The sequence below is a fragment of the Arcobacter thermotolerans genome (assembly GCF_983172305.1).
The window spans coordinates 49,684-72,339 of the sequence record NZ_CFAFZJ010000002.1 but is presented as its reverse complement, the minus strand read 5'-3'; the positions used below and the strand labels follow the sequence as shown (position 1 = coordinate 72,339).

The window sequence follows — 22,656 nt, the reverse complement described above, 5'->3', positions numbered from 1 at the left end:
ATTATTTATCACTATTTTGAACTATAGACTTTTGTCTTATTCCACCAATTGGTTTTAGCATTAAAACAGCATATACAATAGTTTGCTCATAACTATCATAACTTCTTGTACTCTGAACATATCTACTTCTAGGAGTTATCTCTTTTTCAAGTAGCAAATCTAAATTCCAACAACTATCATCTATATTTAACCCTATTCCTTGTCTACTTCTTCTCTTTTCTTGTAAATCATAGTTTTCATAATATTTTATAGAGTAATCTTTAGCTAGTTTATAAGAAGTTGATAATCTATATGATTCTAAATCATCTCTTGTATTAAATTCATTGTTTGTCTTCTTACTATAATAATAACCAGCACTAAAAGTTAAATCTTCGTAACTTAATGAGTTATCAAAACTTCCTTCAACAACTTTGTTATCATCCATATTATAAACGACTTTTCCAGATAATGAACCATAATCATGATTTATCTTTATGTAGTTATCTAAATCTTGAAATTTTGGCTCATCTACACTATTATATAAGATGGATTGCGACATCTTATGATTTATAAACTGCTTTAAATTCTCTTTGTCATAAATTGATTGATTTAAAGATAATTTTATCGTTTTTTGTTCTTGTAAAGTTGGAAAAACACTTAATTCATCATATTTCAGTGGCTGATTCTCTTTTACTGTTATATTGTATAAATCTCCATCTTTTCTTAAATTTTCAGGAATATCATAACTAGCATTTAAGTTTAAAGTATGAATATAGTCACTATATGGTTTTATTAAATCTGTTCCAACAATAAAAGATGTTCTATTTTGGATTAAAGTTCCATCTTCATATCTTAAATTATTATATAAAGAGTTACTGTAATCATATTGAGTTAAAATAGTTCTATTTTCAACTCCTAAATACATATAGTCATCTAAGATATTTTTTGTATAACTAATAGGAACAGTTATATCATAGATTTTTGCATTTAAGCCCTCTTTTCTTGTAAAATTTTGAGCTTTTGTATCTATAGAGTATATAAGGTTTTCTAAAAACAACTCTTTATTATATGAGTGAAACTGAACTTGCGGTAACTCTTGTAAAGTGTTAGCATTTGATTTTTTTGAAGCATCTATATAGTATTTTCCATAAACTCCACCATAATATTCAGGTGTATTATAAAAATAGTTTACTTTAGATTCTACTTTTTTATCAGTTCCTAAATTACCATCATCTTCTTTTAATATAATATATTCAATATCATTTAAGTATCTAACAGAGGTAAAAACTCCATCTTGATGCTCTTTTTTTGTTGAAAAAATATTTTTTCTTTCATAATCAATATCTAAACCATAATGCTCACTATTTTCAAGTTTTTCTTCTCTTCTATAATTATTAAACTCTTTGAAATATCCTGTTTTTAAATTAAGCATACTATCAGGGCTATCAGCGTATCTAAAATTTGCGTAGCTTCCATACCCTCTTTGTGTTCTAATTTGAGGAATTAACTCAATATCATAATTATCAGCTGGAGCTATAAATATTGGTTGTGAATATAAAAAACCTTCACTACTTGAATATCCCATAGTTGGAAGTAAAAGTCCTGTTCTTCTAGTTGTATCTGTTGGAAACCCAAAATATGGAAGATAAAATACAGGAACATTTTTTATATAAAGTCTAGGATTATATGTATTCATCCACATAGCTTCAGTATCATAATCACTACTAGATGATCTAATACTCCAAATTGGATCTATACAATCACAAGAAGATAAAATAGAGTTTTCAAGAGTTATTAGATCTTTATCTTTATTTGCCTCTTTAGAGTTTGACCAAATGTTTGAACTGTTATCCATTAAAAATACTGGATCTTGATTTATAATATCATTTTTCATATCTACATAAGCATAGTTACTTTGAGTTTGAATTTTATTATCTTTGATAATTAATACATTATCAAAAAGTTCTAAAATCTCTCTATCTTTATCGTAAACCATTTTATCTGAGCTTAAATAATATGTTGGAGAATATGCAACAACATCACCAACTGCAGTTATAATGTTGTTTTTTGTATCAACATCTTTTGCAACAAGTTGTAATTTTTCCATATTTAATTCTTCGGCATTTGCTTGAATTAAAAGTGAGGCTAAAGCTAATGAAACAACTATTTTATGCATTTATTACCAACGTTTTACCAGTAAAATCATGAAAAGTTCTTCTACCTTCTGTAAAAAATCCTATTAAAAAACCTATGTAAAAAAACATTTCAGATACAACTCTTCCTAAGCTTCTTAAAAAAGATGAAAAAAAGCTAACTCTTTCCCAAGAATTAGCATCTATTACTCTAATTTTTACAATTTTTTTACCTATAGTTTGTCCATAATACCAAATAAAAAAAGTATGGTATATAATCTTTAATAGTATTAAAGGTACTACAAAAGTTGTTTGCATAAGATTTATTAAAGCCTCTTGATTATCACTTACAGCAACAATACTATTCCAATAAATAAGACAGATTAATAAAGTTACAATTAAATCATCAATAACAAAAGCCAATGCCCTACTTCTAAGAGTTGCTAGCTGTAAGTTTGAAGTACTATTTTGATCTTGCATTTTAATTCTTTAAAGCTTGATATGCAATATCTGTTCTAAATTTTTTACCATCAAAAGATATTTCAGAACTAAGCAAATAAGCTCTATCTCTAGCCTCTTTAATAGTGTCTCCAATTGCAACACAAACAGCAACTCTTCCACCAGTTGCTATAAGATTTCCATCTTTTTCTTCAACTCCCGCAAAAGATATATGACTATTTTCTAAAAGTTCTTTATCTACAATATTTGATAAAGATATAATTGATGGTGCTGAAGCACTATACGGATAGTTAGAGCTTGCCATCACAACTCCAACTGCAAACTTGTCCTTAAACTTAATATCAAGTTTATCAAGCTGTTTTGTCGCTCCATAATAGAAAAGTTCAGAAACTTTAGATTCAATCAAAGGCATTAAAATTTCACACTCTGGATCTCCAAATCTAACATTATATTCTAAAACTATTGGCTCACCTTTTACAACCATAACTCCAATAAATAAAACACCTTCAAAAGGTGCATTTTCTTCTTGCATTCCTTTTAATGTTGGCTTAATTACTCTATCTTCAAGTTTTTTATAAATATCATCATTTACCAAAGGAGTTGGAGCATATGCACCCATTCCACCAGTATTTGGTCCAGTATCACCATCTCCTACTCTTTTATGATCTTGAGCAGCTGGAAGTATTTTATAATTTTCACCATCACAAATTGCAAATACAGAAAGCTCATAACCATCTAAAAACTCTTCAATAATAACTTTTTCACCAGCTTCCCCAAAACTACTTCCATTTAACATATCATCAACTGTTTTTTTAGCTTCCTCTCTACTTTGAGCTATTATTACACCTTTTCCACCACAAAGACCATCTGCTTTTACAACAATTGGAAGATTTTTCATTCCATCAATAAAATCATAAGCATCTTGCTTATTTGATGTTTCAATAAATGCTGCTGTTGGTATGTTATATTTTTTTAATATATTTTTCATATAAGCTTTTGAGCCCTCAAGTTGAGCAGCTTCTTTTGAAGGTCCAAATATAGTTAATTCATATTTCTTAAATATATCAACAACACCATCTACAAGAGGTCCTTCTGGTCCAACAATTGTTAAGTCTATACTATTCTCTTTTGCAAAAATTGCTAGTTTTTCATAATCTGTAATATTAATATTTTTTCCTAAGTTAGAAGTTGCACCATTTCCTGGCATAAAGTATAAATTGTGAGATTTTTCATTTTTTAGTGCAAGTCCAATAGAGTACTCTCTACCACCACTTCCAAGTATTAATATATTCATTATTTTTCCCTTTAATTTTTAAAAATCCAAGTAGCCGATAACCATAAAGGTGGCCCTAAAAGCCAAGTATATATACAAGAGAAATACTTTAGGAGCAAAAACCAAAGGAGATGCTGCACACGGTATAAACTACAAATTTGTATAAAATAAAATATTATCGGACCCGCAAGTAATGGAAATCCCGTACTACTTAGAATTTAATATTTTATCTAAAAAAATTTAAAATTGTGATTAAACTAATTTTTAAAAGCTAGTTTAACACACTCTTCTACACTAGTTATAGAACTTATTTCACACTCTATATTTTTTGGAAGATACATTGCAGTTGTTCTTCCTATAGCTATTGCTTTAAAGCTATCTTCCCAGCTATATTTTTTAAAAAAGCACTCAACACTAGATGGAGAGGTAAAAATAATTGTGGAGTTTTTATCTAAAGCTTTTTTTTCTTGTTTATTACAAGATGTTTTATATGCAATTACTTCATCTATATTTATACCGTTTTCTTTTAGAATATTTGCAAGATTTGATACAGTTTTTAATGCTCTTACATATAGAGTTTTTTTATCTTTTAAATATGGTATTAGTTCATATGCAAAATCATTTCCATGACCACTAAATCCAATAAAAGCTATATTAGCACCAAACTCTTTTGCAATATCTGCCGTTTTTGGAGCTATTACATAAGATGGAATACTTTTCCAACTTATACCATTCTCTTCTAGTGAAAAAATAGCATTTTTTGATGTAAAAACTAATGCATCATATTTTTTTAAATCTAAATCAAATTTTAGATACTCTATCTCAAAAACTTCAAGATTTTCTACACCATCAAATTTTTGTTCATTTAGTAGATATATTTTGCTCATTTTCTAACTCTTCTTTTATATGTATTTTTGCATGTTCCAGGATTCTGTATATCTTTATTGTATTAAAAATTTTACCTATTTTCAATAATCTTCTTTTGTGAGTATACTTTATAACCAAAATAATCTCAATATTTTTTTCTTCATATTTTTCTATAATATCTTCAAGTTTAAATATAGCAGATATATCCAAATAACTAACTTCTGTGCAATCAATTACTATTTTTTTACTATTAGCTTTATTTAGAACTCTCTCAAGAAGTATTGCTGTAGCAAAAAAGAGAGCACCTTTTACTTTTATAATATCTATATTTTCATCATTTATTAAAACTTTATAGTGTTTAATTTTGATATTTTTTGATATTTGATAAACAGCCATAAATGATGATATGAAAACTCCAGCAGCAACTGCTATTATTAAATCTACAAAAACTGTTAGTAAAAAAACAGTTATCATAATAATTAAATCATCTTTTGATACTTTTTGTATGATTTGTAAAAATCTATAATCTAAAATATCAAAACCAACTTTTATAAGAATTCCAGCAAGTAGTGCTAAAGGAATTTTTGAAGCAATTGGAGCTAAAAACAGAGCTATTATAAGTAATACAATAGCATGAGTAACTCCAGAGATTCTAGTTGTTGCTCCATTTTTCATATTTACAACTGTTCTCATAGTTGCACCTGCTCCTGGAATTGCACCAAAAAAAGAACACATAGTATTTCCAATACCTTGAGCGATTAATTCTTTCTTTGAATTATGATTTGTTTTTAGTTTTGAATCGACCAAAACAGATGTTAATTGAGTATCAACTGAACCCAAAAGTGCTAAAGTTATAGCAAAAGTAAGAACTGTGCTTAATTCTAAAATATTAAAAGATGGTAAAATAAAGTCTGGTAACTTGGATGGAATTTCACCTATTGTTGGAATATTTAAGTTTAATATAGTAGCTAAAATAGTTACAAAAAATAGAGCTATTAAAGCTGCTGGAACTATTTTTGTAATGCTTTTTGGAGTTAAAAACATTATAAAAATTGTAACTAAACCCACAAAAAGTGCTTCATAATTTATATTTTCAAACGTTTCAAAAAGATTTGTAACTATATAAACAATTGAGCTATTTGTATTGGCTCCAAAAAGTGGATTTATCTGTAAAATTATAATAATAACACCTATTCCACACATAAATCCAGAAATAATTGGATATGGAATAAACTTTATCCATTTACCTAAATCAACAATTCCAAAAGATATTTGAATAATTCCAGCAAAAAATACAACTGCCATAACGGTTGAAAAATCATTAGCAAAAGTAGCAACAGCAGCAGCTGTTACTACAGTCATAGGACCAGTTGGTCCTGAAACTTGAACAGAAACACCACCTAAAAGTGCAGCAATAAAACCTAATATTATAGCTCCATAAAGTCCTGCAATAGCACCTGCTCCACTTACAACCCCAAATGCCAAAGCCAAAGGAAGAGCTACAATAGCAACAGTAACTCCAGCTAGAATATCATTTTTCAGAGTTTGAATTGTCAAAATAATCCTATTTTTCTAAATACTCTTCATCACCCATTTTATCATTTTTACCACGAGCAATAACGTGAATAGGAGTTCCTTCAAAATTAAACTTTTCTCTTAAAAAGTTAATCAAATATCTTTTGTATGAGTAGTGTAAAAGTTGTGGTTTATTCATAACTAAGGCAATTCTTGGTGGTCTTGAGCTAAATTGTGTAGAGTAATAAATTCTCAAATATGCTCCATTTGGACTAGGAAGAGAGTGTCTAATTACAGCTTCTTCTATTACTTTGTTTAGCTGTGAAGTTGGAATTCTTTGTGTATAGTTTTCAAAAATCTCTATAATTTTTTCTTTTAATCTATCTATACTTCTTCCAGTTTTTGCTGAAACTGCTATTATTGGGGCATAAGATAAAAATCTAAATCTTCTTCTTACTTCTTCTTCCATTTTTTGGAATGTATCCATATTTTCATCCCATTTATTTAAAACAATAATTGTTCCAAGACCATATTCATCAACTAAACCAGCAATTTTTTCATCCAAATCTGTAAGCTCTCTTGAAGCATCAAGAACAACTAAAGCAACATTTGCTTTTTCTAGCATCTCTTTTGTTCTCATTAATGCAAATTTTTCAATACCTTCAATACTTCCTCTTCTTCTAAGTCCTGCTGTATCAACAAAAGTTATCTCTTTATCTTTGTAAGAAAATGTCTCATCAACAGGATCAATTGTTGTTCCAGCAATACTTGAAACAACCGATCTTTCCATTCCTACAAGTGAATTTAAAATAGAGGATTTTCCAACATTTACTCTACCAATAATAGCAACATTTATTGAAGTATCATCAAGAATAATCTCTTCTTCTATTTTTTCTAATCCTTCTGAAGAAAAATCTTCATCATTGTCAAACTCATCTTCAAAAAACTCATCTTCTAACTCTTTTCTTCTTTTTTCTTCTTCCATTCTTGCAACTGTTTCAGGATTCTCAGGAAGATGCTTATAAATCCACTCATAAAGTGTTTTTGTACCACGATTATGAGAAACGGATATTCCAAAAAGATTCTCTTCTCCTATTCCAAATTCAAAAAATTCCCAAAGTCTCTCTAGTTCTTTATCATTATCAATTTTATTTACAACTAAAGCAAGTTCTTTACCTAATCTTTGAAGCTCATAAAATAGTTCTTTATCTTTATCATCTGGTATATTTTTTCCATCTACAATAAAAAGTATTATATCAGCCTCTTTTGCAGTTTTTACAGCCTTCTTTTTTACATTTGAAAAAATTTCATCATTTGTATCATCAATTCCTCCGGTATCAAGAAGTAATGCACTTCTATCAATAATCTCTATTTCATGTCTTCTTACATCTCTTGTTGTTCCAGAAACATCTGATACAATAGCTATTCTTTTATTTGCTATTCTATTAAAAAGTGATGATTTTCCAACATTTGGTTGCCCTATTAGTGCAATCTTTTTTAAGTTTTTTTCCATAAATTCTATCTAATCCTATTTTTATAAATTAAAAAAGGTACTAGCAAAAGCTAATACCTTTTTTGTATGCTTTTCTCTATTTTAATAAAGTCCAAATTTTCCAGCAGCATTTGCCTTATAAAGAACTCTCATATTATCATCTTTATCGTAGAAAACTTTAAATTGTGCAGTTGAATTTTTTAACTCTTCTAAAGCTTCTTCAATATCCATTGGTTTATAAGAAGTTAATCTTTGAGGAATAATCTCATCTTCAAATTTTTCAAGCTCTTTTGCAACACCATCTTCTACTTCAACAGCTTCACTAAATTTCGTTGCTTTATGAGCAGTTATTTTATCATTATGTCTTCTTAGAACTTTTGATACTCTATCTGTTGCTATATCAATTGCAGTATATAAATCTTTATCTTTTTGTTTAATAACAACTGTATCTATATTTGCAATATTTAAAGAGAATTCAAAAGTAAAACCTTTTGCTTTTTCATCTCCAACAATCGTAGAAGTAACCGAAATAATATCCAAGTTATATTTTTTAAATGTATCAATTGAACTATTGATATAATCTTTTATTGCGTCCGTAAGTTTTATATGTCTTCCTACTATACTTGTATTCATAATTACTCCTTAAAATAAAATCTCTTTATTCTAGCATAATTTTCTTTTATTCTGTGAGAATTTCTGATAAAATTTAGTCAAAACCAATAAAAGGTCTACTTATGGAAATATTATTGTTGATTTCATACTTTATATTTTTTTTAATTGCTTTGATTCTTACTTTTACAAGTTTTAAATATTTTATTACAATGTGGAGATTTAAAAATAGAAAAAAAGATGGAAGTGAAGATGACAACTTTAAAAAGTTTGATTAAATAAGATTATAAATAACCTTATTTAATTGTTTTACAAAGAGTTTAAAAACTCTTTTTCTAAATTTTCTTTATCATCTTTTAGTCTTCTTTTAACCATTTTAGAAAAATCATCAGGATAGATTTCAAACTCTTCATTTTTTATTCCATCTATAATATTTGAAACTATATAAGAAGCTGAACTTTTTGGCATATCTTGCCCTTTTGTCATATTTGTATCTATTGGTCCTGGTAAAACTTCATACACTTTTATATTTTCTTTTTGTAACTCTGCTCTAAAAGCTTGAGTTAAAGAGTGTAAAGCACTTTTTGAAGCACAGTAAAGTCCCATTATAGGAAGATTTATTAAAGCTAAAATTGATGTAATATTAATAATAGATCCATTTTTATTTAACTTTTTTGATAATATTTGACAACTATTTAGTGTTCCAAATAGATTTACTTCAAAATCAATTTTACTATCATCAAAAACTCTTTTTAAGCTATTTACACCAGCATTATTTATTAAATAATCAATATTCTCTATTTTAGAAGCTATATCTTCTAATTCATCTTTTTTTGTAATATCTAAATTAAAAATCTCTATTTTTGATGATAATTTTTTTAGTTCTTCTAATTTTTCTAAATCTCTTGCTGTACAATATATTTTTTTTGCATTCTCTTTTAATAAAGCCTCAATAAAAGATTTAGCCAAACCACCATTTGCACCTGTAATAAATACAACTTTATTTTCAAAACACATATTTATATCCTTATTTAAATTTATTAAACTAAAATTTCTCTATTTCCTCTTGCATCAACTTCACTTAGAACACCTGTTTTTTCTAGTTGTTCAATAATTGTTGCAGCTCTATTGTACCCTATTTTTAATCTTCTTTGAAGATATGAGATAGATGTTTTTTTATCGGTTATTATTACCTCTTTTGCATCTTCATACAAATCATCTAAAACTATATCTTCATCACTAATATTCTTAGCACCTTTTGAACCATTAGAACTTGAACCTAAATTTTTATCTTTAATAAAATTCATATCATATTCAACTTCTCTTTGATCTTTTAAAAATTCAACAACTTTTTCAATTTCAGTTTCAGTACTCCAAGGAGCATGAATTCTCACAATTCCAGGAGTTCCTGGAGGAGTAAATAACATATCTCCCCTTCCTAAAAGCGATTCAGCACCCATAGAATCAAGTATAATTTTCGAATCTATTTTTTGGCCCACTTTATATGATAATCTGCTTGGTAAATTTGCTTTTATAAGTCCAGTTACAACATCAACTGATGGTCTTTGAGTTGCTACTATTAAGTGAATTCCACTAGCTCTTGCCATTTGAGCAAGTCTTGCAATTGAGTATTCAACATCTTTTCCACTTGTCATCATTAAATCAGCTAACTCATCAATTACAACAACAATATATGGCATTGTAGGAAGTCCTTCTTTTTGGGCTTTTTCATTGAAGTTTTCAATATTTTTTGTTTTAGTTTTTGCCATTAAAGAGTACCTTCTTTCCATCTCCCCAACCATATTTGCCAAAGCATTTATTGCATCAACAGCTTTTGTAATAACTGGAGTTAATAGATGAGGAATATCATTATACATTGAAAACTCAAGCATTTTTGGATCAATCATTACAAGTCGCAAATTATCTGGTGAGTTTTTATAAAGCAGTGATAATATCATAGAGTTTATTCCAACAGACTTTCCACTTCCAGTTGTTCCTGCAATTAGTAAGTGAGGAAGTTTTTTAAGATCGGTTACAAAAGGTTTACCTACAATATCTTTTCCTAAAATCATAGTTAAAGGAGATTTAGAGTTTTGGAAAATCTCACTATCAAGCATCTCTTTTAAATAAATTGTTTGTGTATCTTCATTTGGAACCTCAATTCCAACAACATCTTTTCCAGGAATAGGAGCTTGAATTCTTATTGTTTGGGCTTTTAAAGCCATTGCTAAATCATCTTGAAGACTTAGTATTTTGGAAACTTTTACATTTGGAGCTGGCTTAAACTCAAAAGTTGTAACAACAGGTCCTGTATAAGTTCTTACAACATCCCCATCTATTTTAAACATTGCAAGTTTATCAAGTAAATCAGCAATTTTTTTATCAATAAATGCCTCATTTACTTTTGTTTTATTCTCTTTTGGTGCTTCTTGAAAAAAACTAGTTGGTGGAAGCATAAAATCTTTTGGTTTTTCAGTTTTCCCAAACTCTAATTCACTTAGAAGTTTTGCATTCTCTTCGAGTTCATCTACAATTATATTATTATTGATTTGATTATTATTTGTAATTTCACTAAAAATATCTTCTTCTTGAGTTTTTTCTAATATTTTGAAACCATCTTCTTCTTTATATGATTCTTCTTGAGAAGATTCTTGATTTTCAAAAATTATTTCTTCTTCTTCTTTTATTTTTGGAATAGATTTTGGTTTTTCTTGATATATTTTTTGTTCAAATTTTTGTTGAATTTTAGGATTGCCTACTTTTTGATCATTTGCATTTTTTAGACTATTTTGTCTTAGTTTTATTCTTCCTTTTAACTTTTTTAAATCCTCAATTGTTATATTTAAAGTTTCAAAAAGAATCAAAAGACAGATACTAAAACCAATTAAAACAAAAATATATAATCCAGCTTGTCCAATAAAAGGTGAAAGAGAATCTACTAAAATATTACCAATTTCACCTCTTTCATAAGGATTTTCAACCAAAAGAGTTTGAAAAATCAAAGATATAAATAAAAATAGAAATACAACTGATATATTTAGAATTAAATCTTTATAATCAAGCCCTTTTTTAAAATTTATAAGATACAAAGGATAAATTAGAAAAAGTAAATAGATATAAGATAAATATGAAAAATATTTAAATGAGAAATTAGCAAAACTAGCTCCAACATTTCCCACAACATCTTTTGTACTAATTAAAGTTGTAAATTGAAAATATAAAATTATAAATAAAATAATTAATGAAACGACTTTCTTAGCGATAATAAATCCTTTTATTTTAGTAATTTTGATATTTTTCCTTGAAGTTTGAGCCAATCTCTATGCTCAATTAAAGGAAAACCAGCCCAAGTTTTTTTAGGCTCTTTTATAGATTTTGTAACTCCACCTCGAGCTGCAATAGTTGAAAATGCAGCAATTTCTAGATGTCCAGAAGTAGCGCTTTGTCCACCCATAATAACATAAGGCTGTAAAGTTGTAGAACCTGATAGTCCAACTTGAGTAACTAAAATAGAACCTCGACCAATTTTACAGTTATGTGCTATATGAACTAGATTATCAATTCTTACGCCATCTTCAATAATAGTAGATGAGAAAACAGCTCTATCTATTGTACAGTTTGCACCAATTTCTACATCATTTCCTATTATTACATTTCCATTTTGATATATTTTGATATATTTTCCATCTTTTGTGTGAGCAAAACCAAAACCATCGCTTCCAATAACAGTTCCAGAGTGAATAATGCAATCATCTCCAATTTTACAATCTCTATAAATTGTAATATTTGGATAAATTATTGTGTTATTTCCGATAGTTACACAATCTGCTATAAAACTTCCAGACATGATAGTACAATTTTTACCAATAACTACATTTTTTCCCAAATGTACATTTGGCATAATTGTTGTATTTTCTCCAATTATTGGCTCATTTCCACTACTTTCAATAAGTTTTGGAGCAAAAAGTTTACTAGCTTTTGCTAGATTTATATATGGTTCATCACATACTATTGCAATAGTTCCAGATGGAACATCTTGCTCAAACTCTTTGTTTACAAAAACAGCTGCTGCTTTTGTATCTTTTAAAATACTTATATATTTGGAACTCTCTAAAAAACTAAGCTCGTTACTTGTTGCATCTTTTAGACCATTTAATCCACTAATCTCAATATCACAATTTTGAGAAATATTTAAATAATCTAATATCTCTTGTAATTTCATAAATTATCTCTCCATAGCAACAATTCCACTTCTTACAACTTCAAGTGGATTAAACTTTTCCATAACTTTTATAAAATTTATAATTCTATCACTTGAATCTGTTGCAGAAACTATAATTGAATCATGAGTAACATTTTGAATACTTCCATGATATGCTCTTGCTATAACATCTATATCAGCAAGATTATTATCAATTGAGAACTTCATCAAAACTGTATCTTTCTCTATAACATTTTTGTGTTCATTTACTTTTAGAACAGGAATTAGTTTATTTAGTTGTTTTACAATTTGATCAATCACTCTTTTATCACCAGTTGTAACTATAGTCATTCTTGAGTATGGGCTATCTTCCATTGGTGCTACTGTTAAAGAGTCTATATTGTAACCACGAGCTGAAAAAAGCCCAACAATTCTTGATAAAACATTATGTTCATTTAAAACAACTACAGAGATAACTTGTCTTATTATTTCACTATTATAATAACTATTAAAATTACTCATTATCTATCTCCTTTTAATAAAGTCATCTCATTTAAAGAATGTCCATTTGGAACCATTGGTAATACCTCTTCATTTCTTGCAACAATTACCTCTATCATTGCTGGTTTTCTCTTCTCAACTGCATCTTTAAAAGCTTCATCAAACTCTTTTTTAGTTGAAACTGTATAACCTAAACAGTTAAAAGCTTCTGCTAACATCTTAAATTTAGGCTGCGCAGTTAAATCAGTTTCGGCTAGTCTATTTTCATAAAACATAGTTTGCCATTGTCTAACCATTCCCAAATAGTTATTGTTTAAAACAATATTTATTACAGGTAACTCATATTCACTACAAGTCATAAGCTCTTGAATATTCATTAAAATTGATCCATCTCCTGTGAAATTAACAACTACTCTATTTGTACCTTTGAATGCTCTAGCAGCTCCAAGTGCTGCTGGTAATCCAAATCCCATAGTTCCTAAACCACCACTTGTTATCCATTGTCTAGGGTATGAAAATGGGAAAAATTGAGCAGTCCACATTTGGTGTTGCCCAACATCTGTAGAAATAATTGCATTATCTCCTAATATTTTTCCAACTCTTTGAATCGGCCATTGAGGTTTTATCAAATCATCTGTATCAATATATCTTAAAGGCTCTTTTTCTCTATAATCTTTAAGTAATTCAACCCAATTTGAGAAATCATTTATCTCATAATTCTCAGCATCTTCAATCATAGCTTGAACTGTAAGTTTTAAATCTCCAACAATTGGATAATCAGCAACCACAAGCTTTGCAATACTTGTTGGGTCAATATCTATATGTATAACTTTTGCTTTAGATGCAAATTCATCAAGCCTTCCTGTAACTCTATCATCAAATCTAGCACCTAAAGAGATTAATAAATCTGTTTCATGAGCTGCCATATTTGCAGCATACTCTCCATGCATTCCTAGCATTCCAAAGAAAAGTGGATTTTCATCTCCCATAACTCCTCTTGCCATTAAAGTTTCAACAGCTGGAATATTTAGTTTTTTTGCTAAATCTCTAATTTCATATCCACAATTTGATAAAATAGCTCCTCCTCCAATATATAAAAGAGGTTTTTTAGCATTTGAAATAGCTTCCATAGCCCTTTTTAACTGCTTTTTATTGTAGTTTAATGTAGGTTTATATGTTGCCATATTTACTTCACTAGGATAGATAAATTCTCCAATTTGTGCTGTAATATCTTTTGGAATATCAACATGAACAGGTCCTGGTCTTCCAGTACTTGCTAGATGAAATGCCTCTTTTATTATTCTTGGTAAATCTTCTATTTTATTTACCAAATAGTTATGCTTTGTACATGGTCTTGAAATACCAACAGCATCTATTTCTTGAAAACCATCCGTTCCAATAATTGTTGTTGGAACTTGCCCCGAAATTATTACTATAGGGATTGAATCCATATAAGCATCTGCTATACCAGTTATTGCATTTGTAAATCCAGGTCCTGAAGTAACTATTGCAACTCCAGTTTTTCCAGTACTTCTAGCATAGCCTTCAGCAGCAATAACACAAGCTTGTTCATGTCTGTTTAAAATATGTTCAAAATAATTTTGCTTGTAAATCTCATCATAGACGTTCATAATGGCACCACCTGGGTATCCAAATACAACTTCTACCCCTTCTTGATGTAATGATTCAATTACCATTTTTGCGCCACTCATTTTCATGCGATTCTCCAATATTTAAAAATAAGTTTAGATTTTACTCAATTTTTGATTAAATTATCGTTTTTAAAAGCTATGAAATAGTTAATTTATCTATATTTTCTATTTGACCCTAAAATATTTTATTATTTTTCTGATATAATAAATCATAAAATCTTTTTTAAGGAGATTACATATGGATATAGGTTCAATAAATAGTACAAGCAGTATTCAGAATTTAAATAATTTAAACAATAATTCTAACATTGCTTTAAATAAAGCACAACTAAAATATAGTATTGATGATTTTAAAAACAATTCATCAGAAGCTTTAGCTGTAAGTAGAAGTTCTATTTTAAAAAGTGAATTCTCTCAAGATATTCAATCAATAAATGATGGTATTGCAAAATCTCAAATCTCACAAGCTTCAATGGATAAACTTCAAGATTTTATGAAAAATATTCAAAATAAACTCGAAAATAGTCAAAATTATGAAAATAAAAATGATTTAAAGCAAGAGATAAATCAAGAGTTAAGAAACTTCAATCAACAAGCTTTTGATACAAAATATAAAGAAGAAAATCTTATTGCAAGTAGATATAATGACGAAAAAGAGAGTATACAAATAAGCTCTAGCAATAATCTATTTTCAATCGATAAACCAAATGTTGCAAATTTTACAAATGATATTTTTGATGTTGTCAACAATAACGACTTAAACAATCCACAAAATGTTGAAAATGCTTTAAATAAAGTAACAAATACTTCAAAACAACTTCAAGAATTATCTGGTCAATTTGTAGATTTTTCAAAACAGCTACAAGCTGATGCAAAAAATAAAATCATAGAACAAAACTATAATCAAACTATTGATTTTGGAAGAGAATCAAGTAACTTCTCAAAAGCAAATATAAATATAAATGCTGGATATTTAGCTGCTTCACAAGCTAATGTAATTCAAGAGCAAAGTGTAAGACTCCTTTCTTAACGGAGCTTCACTTTTTACTTAAAGCGTAATTTATAGCAACACCTTCTCTTAATCCATCATCAAATACAATAGAGTTTTCTTTTTCTAAAGCATCAAAAAATAATCTATAAATATATGTTCCAATTTCTAAATATTCAATTCTACCTTTTCCTACCATTTCAATTAACTCTTCAATTGTTTTTTGTTTTAAAAGTTTTAAACTATCTTCTAAATCTTTTATATCCAAAATAGTTCCGTTTACTATATTTTTATCATAATTAAAATAGCTAAATCCTAATTTTATTGAAGCAATAGTTGTTGGAGTGCCAGCTGTTGCAATAAATGGGAAATCTTTTATTGAAAAATCAAGTGTAGATAAAAACTTTTTTATTTCTATTTTTTGATTTTCTAAATCTTCAAATAACTTTCCATCTTTTGAAGATTTTTGTGTCATTGTAACTATTCCAAAATCAAAACTTTTTATATAAAAATTATTCTCAAAATTAACTATAAGCTCTGTTGAACCACCACCAATATCAAGTAATATAAAGTTTTGTGTATCTATTTTCTCTCGTTTTAAAGCATATTTTATAGCAAGTAAAGTAAGTCTTGCTTCCTCATTTGAATCTATTATTTTAAATTTTGCACCACTATTTTTTTCAATAAAATCTAATGCTTCTTGTGAGTTTTTTGCTTTTCTCATAGCAGCAGTTGTTACACAAACTGCATTTTCTGGTTTAAAACTCAACTTATCTTTTGCAATATTTATTGCATCTATTACTCTATTTAAAGCTTCAAAACTTATTAATCCACTATTTATTAAACCATCAGCAAGTCCAACAACTTGATGATATTCATCTATTATTTTAAAATTCAAACAGTCATATTTTAACACTCTAAAAGAGTTTGAACCTAAATCAATTGTTATGACTTCATTTTTCATAAATGTTTGATCTTTATTTTTGAATTTAATAAATATCCAATAATTATTATAGAACCTAAGACAAAATACTCATTTACATAATCTGTTAAGTATATTAAATATACTACCCAAAGAAGAATTGCTCCTAAGGGTGTTGGAATACCAGTAAAATATTTTTCAACTTCACCTTCATTTGCATTTATATTAAATTGAATAAGTCTTCTAAGACCAGAAATAACATAATAAATAAAAACAAACGCTATTAAAGCCATATTGTAAAATGACTCTTTTCCATCAAAAATAGCAAAATATATAAACATTGCAGGAACAATTACAAAAGATAAAAAATCAGCATAAGAGTCAAGTTGAATTCCAAATTCAGTTGAAAGATTATATTTTCTTGCTATTTTACCATCAAATATATCAAATGCGCCAGCTAGCCAAGCAAAAAGAGCAGCCCCCATAAACTCATCATGAGTTAAAAAATATATTGCAAAAATTCCACAAGAGATATTAAAAAAAGTTACAATATTTGCAAGATTGAAGTGACTATGTTTATTGAATAAAAAATTCATTTTCCCTCTTTTAAAATTAAATAGCTGAAATTTTACTATATATTAGCTCAATATATAGTTTATATAAAAATTTCTCTTATATAATCTTCTTTAATATTTTATGTTACAATAACATTAAATTATATTATAGGTAAAAAAATGGAAATACAAAACGATTATTTAAGTGCTTCCACAATATATTCTGAATTAGCTTTAAAAAGAAGTGAGTTAGCAAATATTGATAAAAAAGAGTTGGAAAAATCAACTTTTGAAAAAAGTGATAGCACAAATCCTATTTCTAAATATGATGAAAAAGATTATGAGAGAGTTTTAAATAGATTTAAATCTAGTGATATGGAAACTAGAAATCATGAGCAGTTACATGCTAGTTTAGGAACTACTACAACTCCTATTAAGTATGATTATCAAATGGGACCAGATGGAAAGCTATATGCAATTGGAGGAAGTGTAAGATTTGATACATCTATTCCAAAAGATAAAGATGAAGCGATACAAAAATTAGATGAACTACAAAAAGCTTCATCTTCTCCTGATGGTTTAAGTAGAGCTGATAGTTCTATTGCACAAGCTGCAAATTTAAATAAAATGTTAATACAATCTATACAAGAAGGAGCTAATTATGAGAATAGATAATAATCTAAATGCTATGTTAGGAGCTGGTTTACAAATTCAAGAACAAGCATCTAATATTGCTCAAGTTGCAAATACAACAGCTGACCCACAGTTTCAAGATGCTGCAAAAGATATAACTTCTGCTATGGTTGAGCAAATTCCTGAAATAATAGCATATAGCGCAAATGCAAAAAGTATTGAGATTCAAGCTGTTGCTATGGAAAGACTACTTGATTTAAAAGCATAAGTTATCAAACTTATGCTTTCATCTATTTTCTTTTATAAACTTTTTTAAATCTTCTAATTGGTTTTCATTAAAAACTTTAATTCCATTTTCTTCAAGCAATCTTGCCGTTAATCCTTTTTCAAGTACGAGTTTTTTACTAAATGTTCCATCATAAACTTCAATATTACCACATGATGGAGATTTTGATTTAAACAGTGCTACTTTTATACTGTTTTCTAAACATATATCAAGAGCTTTTTTTGCACCAATTAGAAAATTTATAGTTACATCATTTTCTTTTTCATCAATTACCATAAAAGGTTTATTATGGCTTTTTATCTCTGCTTTATTTCTTGGAATTCCTAAACCACCTGCAACTTCAGGGCAGATCGAAAAAATCTCATTTTCGCACATAATATCCATAAAAAGTTCTTTTTGTGAAAATCTAAATTTAGGATTTAATGCAATACTAGAGTTTAATCCATCATATCTTGTGTCTTCTCCTAAAAGGCATGACGAAACCAATATTCTCATATATTTTCATCTTCAATATTTAATTTTATATCTTTTAAATCTTTATAAAAAAATGTAGGTAATTGTATATTACTAAATGCAGCTTTCATAGATACAAAAATCTTTGGATTTTGCTCTTCAAGTTTTGCTAATAACTCTTTTGTAGCGGCTCTTGCATGAGGCATTTTAACATCAAATCTAAGCCCTGGGCAAGCTTCATCACCAATAACTCTAATCTCATTTGAATCTGCAAAAGCACGAAGTTGTCTCTCTCTACAAAATATGAGTGGACGAATTACTTCTAAACCATTGCTTGCTTTATATATTGGTGGCATAGTTCTCATAGTTCCATTATAAAATAGATTCATAAAATAAGACTCCATTGCATCGTCTAAATGATGTCCAAGAGCTACTTTATTGTAACCTTGCTCTAAAGCTGTTGTGTACAAATATCCTCTTCTCATTCTTGAAAAAAATGAACAAAATGAAGAATTCTTTCTTATTTTTTCACCTGCAAGATCAAATATTTGAGTATCAATTATTTCATGTTCTATACCATGTTCTTTGCAATGATTACTTAAAAATTCTATTTGTTCTCCCATTCCATAAGTAATTGTTACTGCTTTAAAATCAAATTTAAAGGGTGCTTTTTTTTGCATTCTATTTAGTGTATGTAATAAAGTTAAAGAGTCTTTCCCCCCACTAAATCCAATCATAATTCTATCATTCTCTTTTATCAATCCAAACTGTGCGTTTGTTCTACCAACATTTGTAGTTATTTTTTTACTTATTTCTATCAATTTTAAAAATCCTAAATTATTTTTTTTGGATTATATCTAAAAAGTTTTAATAAACTATTTTAATAAAATATTATATAATCGACTCTTTAAAATTTAATCAAAAAGATATAAAATGACAATCGAAGAAGAACAAATATTTATAGACAAAATCAAAGAGACACTTTTACCTATAGTTATATATATGAAAGAAGAAGAGATAAAAAAAATTATTTTAAGTGTAGAAGAGCAAAATGAAAACCTACCAGAAGGTTTTGGAGATATGCTTTTTGAACAATTAATCATTCTAAAATACAATAGACTGGGGAAATAATTATGAGAGATTTTATTTCATATAACAAATCTTTAGAGATTATAAATAGTATAGTATTTGATAAAATTCCAACTCAAAAACTTTTTATCACAAATGCCATAGGAAGAGTTTTAGCTAAAGATATAGTAGCCGATCATAATAGTCCTGAATTTCCAACTTCGGGAATGGATGGATATGCTATAAAATTTGAAGATATAAGCAATGATTTTATAGAAATTATTGATAAAAATCCAGCTGGATTTGTAGTAGAAAAAAGTGTTGAAAATGGTAGTTGTATAAAAACTTTTACAGGTTCTTTAATGCCAAAAGGAAGCGATACTTTAGTTCCAATTGAAAATGTGGAAGTAGATAAAAATAAGATAAAAATTATAAAACCAGTTCCTTTTGGTTTTGCTGTGCGAAATATTGGAGAAAACTACAAAAAAGATGAAGTTTTAATCAAAAAAGGAACAATAATTGGTTTTAGTGAAGTTGGGGTTATGGCTTCTTTAAATATTCCTCAAGTTGATGTCTTTTTAAATCCAACTATTGCAGTTGCTAGTACAGGAAGTGAAATTTTAGATTTGGGTGTTACTCAAACAAATGATTCTCAAATAAGAAGCTCAAATCATCTTACACTAGAGGCACTTTTTAGAAGTAATGGTGCTGAAGTATTACAAATGGGACCAATTATTGATGATATAGATACTATTACAAATTTCTTTGAAAGTTCACTTAAAAAAGCTGATATTGTTGTAACAACAGGTGGAGTTAGTGTTGGAGATTATGATTTTGTTCAAGATGTAATAAAAGATAGATTAAAAGCAAAAATTTTATTTCATGGTGTTTTGATAAAACCAGGACTTCATATACTTATAGCTTTAAAAGATGAAAAAGTTATAGTAGCGCTTCCAGGATTTGCATACTCTTCAACTGTTACAGCTATTTTGTATGTTTTACCTTTGATTTTTAAATTTAGAAAAGCAAATCAATCTTTACCAATAGTAAAAGCTAGAATAAATCAAGATTTAAAAAGAACTCAAGATAAAACAATTTTTACAGCTTGTAATGTTGAGTATAAAAATGGTGAGTACATTATCGATTTTGTTGGCAAAAAATCTGGGACAAGTGCTATATTAACAAATATGTTGGGTAATCCAGCACTTTTAATCCAAAATCAAGATAGCCTTGATATAAAATCAGGAGATTTGGTAGATATTATTTTGCTAAACAATTTAAAATAGTGGAAAACAGAAATATTTTTTATCTGCTTCTTGTTGTATCTATGATACTTTGGGGAGCATCTTGGATTAGTACAAAAGTTCTTACAAACTATATAAATGCCTATGAGATGGTATTTTTACGAATGGGAATATGCTTTATATCTATGGCTCCTATAATATTTTTTACAAACATGAAATATAAATTAGATCTAAAAACTTCAATTTTGATACTTTTTGCATCATTTTTTTTAGTTTTATATAGTATTTTTATGTTTTGGGGAGTTGAACATGGAACTGGAAGTTTAGGCGGAGCAATGGTTCCTTCAATGATTCCAATCATAACATATATTTTTGTAGCAATTTTAAATAAAAAAACTATTAGTTTAAAACACTCTTTTGCTTTAATTTTGGGAGTTTTTGGTGTTTTAAATATGATAAATATATACCAATTTAGCATTGAAGCTATATTTAGCAAAGATAATATATATTTTATAATAGCCTCAACTTTATGGGCAATTATCACTATAATTACTGCTAAATCAATAAAAATAAATGCTTTTGTATTTACAACTTATACTTATATAATATCTAGTGCTACTTTATATATATTTTATATTGATAGTTCTATTTTTGTAAAAATATTAGAGTTTGATACAATTTTTTGGTTTAATATGTTTGTAATTACTATTTTAAGTACAACATTTGCAACATCTATTTACTTTTTTGGAGCCGCTAAATATGGTGCAAAAGAGGTTTCTAGTTTCGTTTTTTTAGTTCCAGCAAGTGCTATTATCATAGGAAATATTTTCTTAGATGAAAAGATTGAATTTACAACAATTATTGGTGTTATTTTAGCAATGATTGCAATATATATTTTAAATAATCTAAGCTTTTTTAGATTATTTAGAAAAAAGAGTTAAAAAGAGCAATCTTTTATATCTCCACTATAAAAACCTTTTTTTAAAGCTTCCATTCTTTGATTTGAAGTTCCATGAGTAAATGAATCAGGAACAACATAACCTTGTGATTTTTTTTGTAAAGTATCATCTCCTATAGCACTAGCAGCTTTTAATCCAGCTTCTAAATCACCCTCTTCTATTGAATCAAACATAGCTTTTGAATGATGCGCCCAAACTCCAGAGTAACAATCAGCTTGTAATTCAACTTTTACTTGTAAAGCATTTTGTTTAGTTGCTGAAATATTACTTTTTTCTTTTTGAACTTTATTTAAAGTTCCTAATAGATTTTGTACATGATGCCCTATTTCGTGAGCAATTACATAAGCTTGTGCAAAATCTCCAGGAGCTTTATATTTTTTTGCTAATTCATCAAAAAAAGATAGGTCTATATATACTTTTTTATCACTTGGACAATAAAAAGGTCCAGTTGCAGAAGACGCAAATCCACAAGCACTTTTAACTGCCCCTCTAAAAAGTACAAGTTTAGCATCACTATATGCTAGACCATTTTGTACAAAAATTTCTCTCCAAATATCCTCTGTTTGAGCTAAAACAGCACTAACAAATGCAGCTTGTCTATTATCATACTCTTGATTTACTACGTTTTTAGTTTGTGTTTGAGAAGTTGCTTCACCTTCAATAAATGATAATGGATTTATTCCAAATCCAAAATATAAAACTAAACCAATAATTAAAATAACTCTTCCAATTTTTGTACCCAAAAGAGATTTAATCAAAGGTAATAATGAAACAATAGAACTTCCTCTTGAATTGCCTCCAAAATTATGAGACTCACCTCTTCTATCTTCAATATTTGAACTTCTTCTATTATTTTCCCATCTCATATT

The 22,656-nt window shown here is 27.8% G+C and carries 24 protein-coding genes; 7 read left to right on the top strand and 17 right to left on the bottom strand.

The genetic code is table 11. From position 1 onward, the window contains the following. Position 1: 1 nt before the first annotated feature. The 7 genes from AC5LG6_RS02045 to hpf form a co-directional block, all read right to left on the bottom strand. Entirely contained in the window at positions 2-2,155 is a 2,154-nt protein-coding gene (locus AC5LG6_RS02045; protein WP_498585559.1) for an LPS-assembly protein LptD, read from the bottom strand. Then, complete coding sequence (locus AC5LG6_RS02040; protein WP_498585558.1) at positions 2,148-2,591, bottom strand: RDD family protein; 444 nt, start codon at positions 2,589-2,591, stop codon at positions 2,148-2,150. Before AC5LG6_RS02040 ends, AC5LG6_RS02045 begins: the two co-directional genes overlap by 8 nt. Before the next feature lies 1 nt (position 2,592). Beyond that, positions 2,593-3,864, bottom strand: a complete 1,272-nt coding sequence (gene purD / locus AC5LG6_RS02035) for a phosphoribosylamine--glycine ligase (RefSeq protein WP_498585557.1) — start codon at positions 3,862-3,864, stop codon at positions 2,593-2,595. A gap of 236 nt (positions 3,865-4,100) precedes the next feature. Next, positions 4,101-4,730: a uroporphyrinogen-III synthase gene (locus AC5LG6_RS02030; RefSeq protein ID WP_066359912.1), complete on the bottom strand. Its 630-nt coding sequence runs from the start codon at positions 4,728-4,730 to the stop codon at positions 4,101-4,103. Next, positions 4,705-6,267 (bottom strand): SulP family inorganic anion transporter, encoded by a 1,563-nt coding sequence (locus tag AC5LG6_RS02025; protein WP_498585556.1) that lies wholly within the window; start codon positions 6,265-6,267, stop codon positions 4,705-4,707. The genes AC5LG6_RS02030 and AC5LG6_RS02025 overlap by 26 nt, the downstream gene beginning before the upstream one ends. Before the next feature lie 7 nt (positions 6,268-6,274). Beyond that, complete coding sequence (gene der, locus AC5LG6_RS02020; RefSeq protein WP_498585555.1) at positions 6,275-7,738, bottom strand: ribosome biogenesis GTPase Der; 1,464 nt, start codon at positions 7,736-7,738, stop codon at positions 6,275-6,277. Positions 7,739-7,819: 81 nt separating this feature from the next. Beyond that, positions 7,820-8,350 carry a ribosome hibernation-promoting factor, HPF/YfiA family gene (hpf, locus tag AC5LG6_RS02015; protein WP_066157375.1) on the bottom strand — a complete coding sequence of 177 codons (531 nt, stop codon included), beginning with the start codon at positions 8,348-8,350 and terminating at the stop codon, positions 7,820-7,822. Positions 8,351-8,451: 101 nt separating this feature from the next. On the opposite strand from hpf, the gene AC5LG6_RS02010 reads away from it, so the two are divergent. Further along, complete coding sequence (locus tag AC5LG6_RS02010) at positions 8,452-8,604, top strand: hypothetical protein (RefSeq protein ID WP_192941052.1); 153 nt, start codon at positions 8,452-8,454, stop codon at positions 8,602-8,604. Between the two features lie 31 nt (positions 8,605-8,635). Here the strand turns inward: AC5LG6_RS02010 and AC5LG6_RS02005 are convergent, their stop codons facing one another. The 5 genes from AC5LG6_RS02005 to AC5LG6_RS01985 form a co-directional block, all read right to left on the bottom strand. Continuing rightward, positions 8,636-9,343, bottom strand: a complete 708-nt coding sequence (locus tag AC5LG6_RS02005) for an SDR family NAD(P)-dependent oxidoreductase (RefSeq protein WP_498585554.1) — start codon at positions 9,341-9,343, stop codon at positions 8,636-8,638. Positions 9,344-9,366: 23 nt separating this feature from the next. After that, on the bottom strand, positions 9,367-11,505 hold the full coding sequence (locus AC5LG6_RS02000) for a DNA translocase FtsK (protein ID WP_498585553.1): 2,139 nt from the start codon (positions 11,503-11,505) through the stop codon (positions 9,367-9,369). Between the two features lie 95 nt (positions 11,506-11,600). Further along, complete coding sequence (lpxD, locus tag AC5LG6_RS01995) at positions 11,601-12,548, bottom strand: UDP-3-O-(3-hydroxymyristoyl)glucosamine N-acyltransferase (protein WP_260899175.1); 948 nt, start codon at positions 12,546-12,548, stop codon at positions 11,601-11,603. 3 nt (positions 12,549-12,551) lie between these two features. Further along, on the bottom strand, positions 12,552-13,049 hold the full coding sequence (gene ilvN / locus AC5LG6_RS01990; RefSeq protein ID WP_066157384.1) for an acetolactate synthase small subunit: 498 nt from the start codon (positions 13,047-13,049) through the stop codon (positions 12,552-12,554). Beyond that, on the bottom strand, positions 13,049-14,746 hold the full coding sequence (locus AC5LG6_RS01985) for an acetolactate synthase large subunit (protein WP_498585552.1): 1,698 nt from the start codon (positions 14,744-14,746) through the stop codon (positions 13,049-13,051). Before AC5LG6_RS01985 ends, ilvN begins: the two co-directional genes overlap by 1 nt. Before the next feature lie 172 nt (positions 14,747-14,918). On the opposite strand from AC5LG6_RS01985, the gene AC5LG6_RS01980 reads away from it, so the two are divergent. Continuing rightward, the gene (locus tag AC5LG6_RS01980) at positions 14,919-15,710 is read left to right on the top strand and encodes a hypothetical protein (RefSeq protein WP_066168614.1); all 792 of its coding nucleotides are present in this window, start codon (positions 14,919-14,921) and stop codon (positions 15,708-15,710) included. Positions 15,711-15,717: 7 nt separating this feature from the next. On the opposite strand, the gene AC5LG6_RS01975 is transcribed toward AC5LG6_RS01980, so the two are convergent. Both AC5LG6_RS01975 and AC5LG6_RS01970 read right to left on the bottom strand, forming a co-directional pair. Continuing rightward, positions 15,718-16,632 (bottom strand): Ppx/GppA phosphatase family protein, encoded by a 915-nt coding sequence (locus AC5LG6_RS01975; protein ID WP_081560192.1) that lies wholly within the window; start codon positions 16,630-16,632, stop codon positions 15,718-15,720. After that, complete coding sequence (locus AC5LG6_RS01970; protein ID WP_066168608.1) at positions 16,629-17,186, bottom strand: CDP-alcohol phosphatidyltransferase family protein; 558 nt, start codon at positions 17,184-17,186, stop codon at positions 16,629-16,631. Before AC5LG6_RS01970 ends, AC5LG6_RS01975 begins: the two co-directional genes overlap by 4 nt. Before the next feature lie 138 nt (positions 17,187-17,324). Between AC5LG6_RS01970 and AC5LG6_RS01965 the strand changes: the two genes are divergently transcribed. Continuing rightward, complete coding sequence (locus AC5LG6_RS01965) at positions 17,325-17,819, top strand: putative metalloprotease CJM1_0395 family protein (RefSeq protein ID WP_422170302.1); 495 nt, start codon at positions 17,325-17,327, stop codon at positions 17,817-17,819. Next, positions 17,806-18,045 (top strand): hypothetical protein, encoded by a 240-nt coding sequence (locus AC5LG6_RS01960; protein WP_187472438.1) that lies wholly within the window; start codon positions 17,806-17,808, stop codon positions 18,043-18,045. The genes AC5LG6_RS01965 and AC5LG6_RS01960 overlap by 14 nt, the downstream gene beginning before the upstream one ends. An 18-nt stretch (positions 18,046-18,063) precedes the next feature. Here the strand turns inward: AC5LG6_RS01960 and AC5LG6_RS01955 are convergent, their stop codons facing one another. Together AC5LG6_RS01955 and AC5LG6_RS01950 are read right to left on the bottom strand one after the other, a co-directional pair. Then, positions 18,064-18,558, bottom strand: a complete 495-nt coding sequence (locus AC5LG6_RS01955; RefSeq protein ID WP_066222999.1) for a 2-thiouracil desulfurase family protein — start codon at positions 18,556-18,558, stop codon at positions 18,064-18,066. Then, positions 18,555-19,337, bottom strand: coding sequence for a tRNA 2-thiocytidine biosynthesis TtcA family protein (locus AC5LG6_RS01950; protein ID WP_260923988.1), 783 nt, complete (start codon positions 19,335-19,337; stop codon positions 18,555-18,557). The genes AC5LG6_RS01955 and AC5LG6_RS01950 overlap by 4 nt, the downstream gene beginning before the upstream one ends. Positions 19,338-19,449: 112 nt before the next feature. Here AC5LG6_RS01950 and AC5LG6_RS01945 point away from each other — a divergent pair, with 112 nt between their 5' ends. From AC5LG6_RS01945 to AC5LG6_RS01935, 3 genes are read left to right on the top strand one after another with little or no spacing between them, the layout of a single operon-like run. After that, positions 19,450-19,647 (top strand): hypothetical protein, encoded by a 198-nt coding sequence (locus tag AC5LG6_RS01945; protein ID WP_066157412.1) that lies wholly within the window; start codon positions 19,450-19,452, stop codon positions 19,645-19,647. A 2-nt stretch (positions 19,648-19,649) separates the two neighbouring features. Continuing rightward, positions 19,650-20,870 (top strand): molybdopterin molybdotransferase MoeA, encoded by a 1,221-nt coding sequence (locus AC5LG6_RS01940; RefSeq protein WP_066222993.1) that lies wholly within the window; start codon positions 19,650-19,652, stop codon positions 20,868-20,870. Next, positions 20,870-21,769, top strand: coding sequence for a DMT family transporter (locus tag AC5LG6_RS01935; protein ID WP_228280904.1), 900 nt, complete (start codon positions 20,870-20,872; stop codon positions 21,767-21,769). The genes AC5LG6_RS01940 and AC5LG6_RS01935 overlap by 1 nt, the downstream gene beginning before the upstream one ends. On the opposite strand, the gene ypfJ is transcribed toward AC5LG6_RS01935, so the two are convergent. Then, on the bottom strand, positions 21,766-22,653 hold the full coding sequence (ypfJ, locus tag AC5LG6_RS01930) for a KPN_02809 family neutral zinc metallopeptidase (protein WP_498585551.1): 888 nt from the start codon (positions 22,651-22,653) through the stop codon (positions 21,766-21,768). The genes AC5LG6_RS01935 and ypfJ overlap by 4 nt on opposite strands. Between the last annotated feature and the right edge of the window lie 3 nt (positions 22,654-22,656).

Excerpts from the sequence above, each read along its gene's own strand:
- AC5LG6_RS02045 (WP_498585559.1), bottom strand. The coding sequence starts at position 2,155 with ATGCATAAAATAGTTGTTTCATTAGCTTTAGCCTCACTTTTAATTCAA.
- AC5LG6_RS02040 (WP_498585558.1), bottom strand. The coding sequence starts at position 2,591 with ATGCAAGATCAAAATAGTACTTCAAACTTACAGCTAGCAACTCTTAGA.
- purD (WP_498585557.1), bottom strand. The coding sequence starts at position 3,864 with ATGAATATATTAATACTTGGAAGTGGTGGTAGAGAGTACTCTATTGGA.
- AC5LG6_RS02030 (WP_066359912.1), bottom strand. The coding sequence starts at position 4,730 with ATGAGCAAAATATATCTACTAAATGAACAAAAATTTGATGGTGTAGAA.
- der (WP_498585555.1), bottom strand. The coding sequence starts at position 7,738 with ATGGAAAAAAACTTAAAAAAGATTGCACTAATAGGGCAACCAAATGTT.
- hpf (WP_066157375.1), bottom strand. The coding sequence starts at position 8,350 with ATGAATACAAGTATAGTAGGAAGACATATAAAACTTACGGACGCAATA.
- AC5LG6_RS02010 (WP_192941052.1), top strand. The coding sequence starts at position 8,452 with ATGGAAATATTATTGTTGATTTCATACTTTATATTTTTTTTAATTGCT.
- AC5LG6_RS02005 (WP_498585554.1), bottom strand. The coding sequence starts at position 9,343 with ATGTGTTTTGAAAATAAAGTTGTATTTATTACAGGTGCAAATGGTGGT.
- lpxD (WP_260899175.1), bottom strand. The coding sequence starts at position 12,548 with ATGAAATTACAAGAGATATTAGATTATTTAAATATTTCTCAAAATTGT.
- ilvN (WP_066157384.1), bottom strand. The coding sequence starts at position 13,049 with ATGAGTAATTTTAATAGTTATTATAATAGTGAAATAATAAGACAAGTT.
- AC5LG6_RS01985 (WP_498585552.1), bottom strand. The coding sequence starts at position 14,746 with ATGAAAATGAGTGGCGCAAAAATGGTAATTGAATCATTACATCAAGAA.
- AC5LG6_RS01980 (WP_066168614.1), top strand. The coding sequence starts at position 14,919 with ATGGATATAGGTTCAATAAATAGTACAAGCAGTATTCAGAATTTAAAT.
- AC5LG6_RS01975 (WP_081560192.1), bottom strand. The coding sequence starts at position 16,632 with ATGAAAAATGAAGTCATAACAATTGATTTAGGTTCAAACTCTTTTAGA.
- AC5LG6_RS01970 (WP_066168608.1), bottom strand. The coding sequence starts at position 17,186 with ATGAATTTTTTATTCAATAAACATAGTCACTTCAATCTTGCAAATATT.
- AC5LG6_RS01965 (WP_422170302.1), top strand. The coding sequence starts at position 17,325 with ATGGAAATACAAAACGATTATTTAAGTGCTTCCACAATATATTCTGAA.
- AC5LG6_RS01960 (WP_187472438.1), top strand. The coding sequence starts at position 17,806 with ATGAGAATAGATAATAATCTAAATGCTATGTTAGGAGCTGGTTTACAA.
- AC5LG6_RS01955 (WP_066222999.1), bottom strand. The coding sequence starts at position 18,558 with ATGAGAATATTGGTTTCGTCATGCCTTTTAGGAGAAGACACAAGATAT.
- AC5LG6_RS01945 (WP_066157412.1), top strand. The coding sequence starts at position 19,450 with ATGACAATCGAAGAAGAACAAATATTTATAGACAAAATCAAAGAGACA.
- AC5LG6_RS01940 (WP_066222993.1), top strand. The coding sequence starts at position 19,650 with ATGAGAGATTTTATTTCATATAACAAATCTTTAGAGATTATAAATAGT.
- ypfJ (WP_498585551.1), bottom strand. The coding sequence starts at position 22,653 with ATGAGATGGGAAAATAATAGAAGAAGTTCAAATATTGAAGATAGAAGA.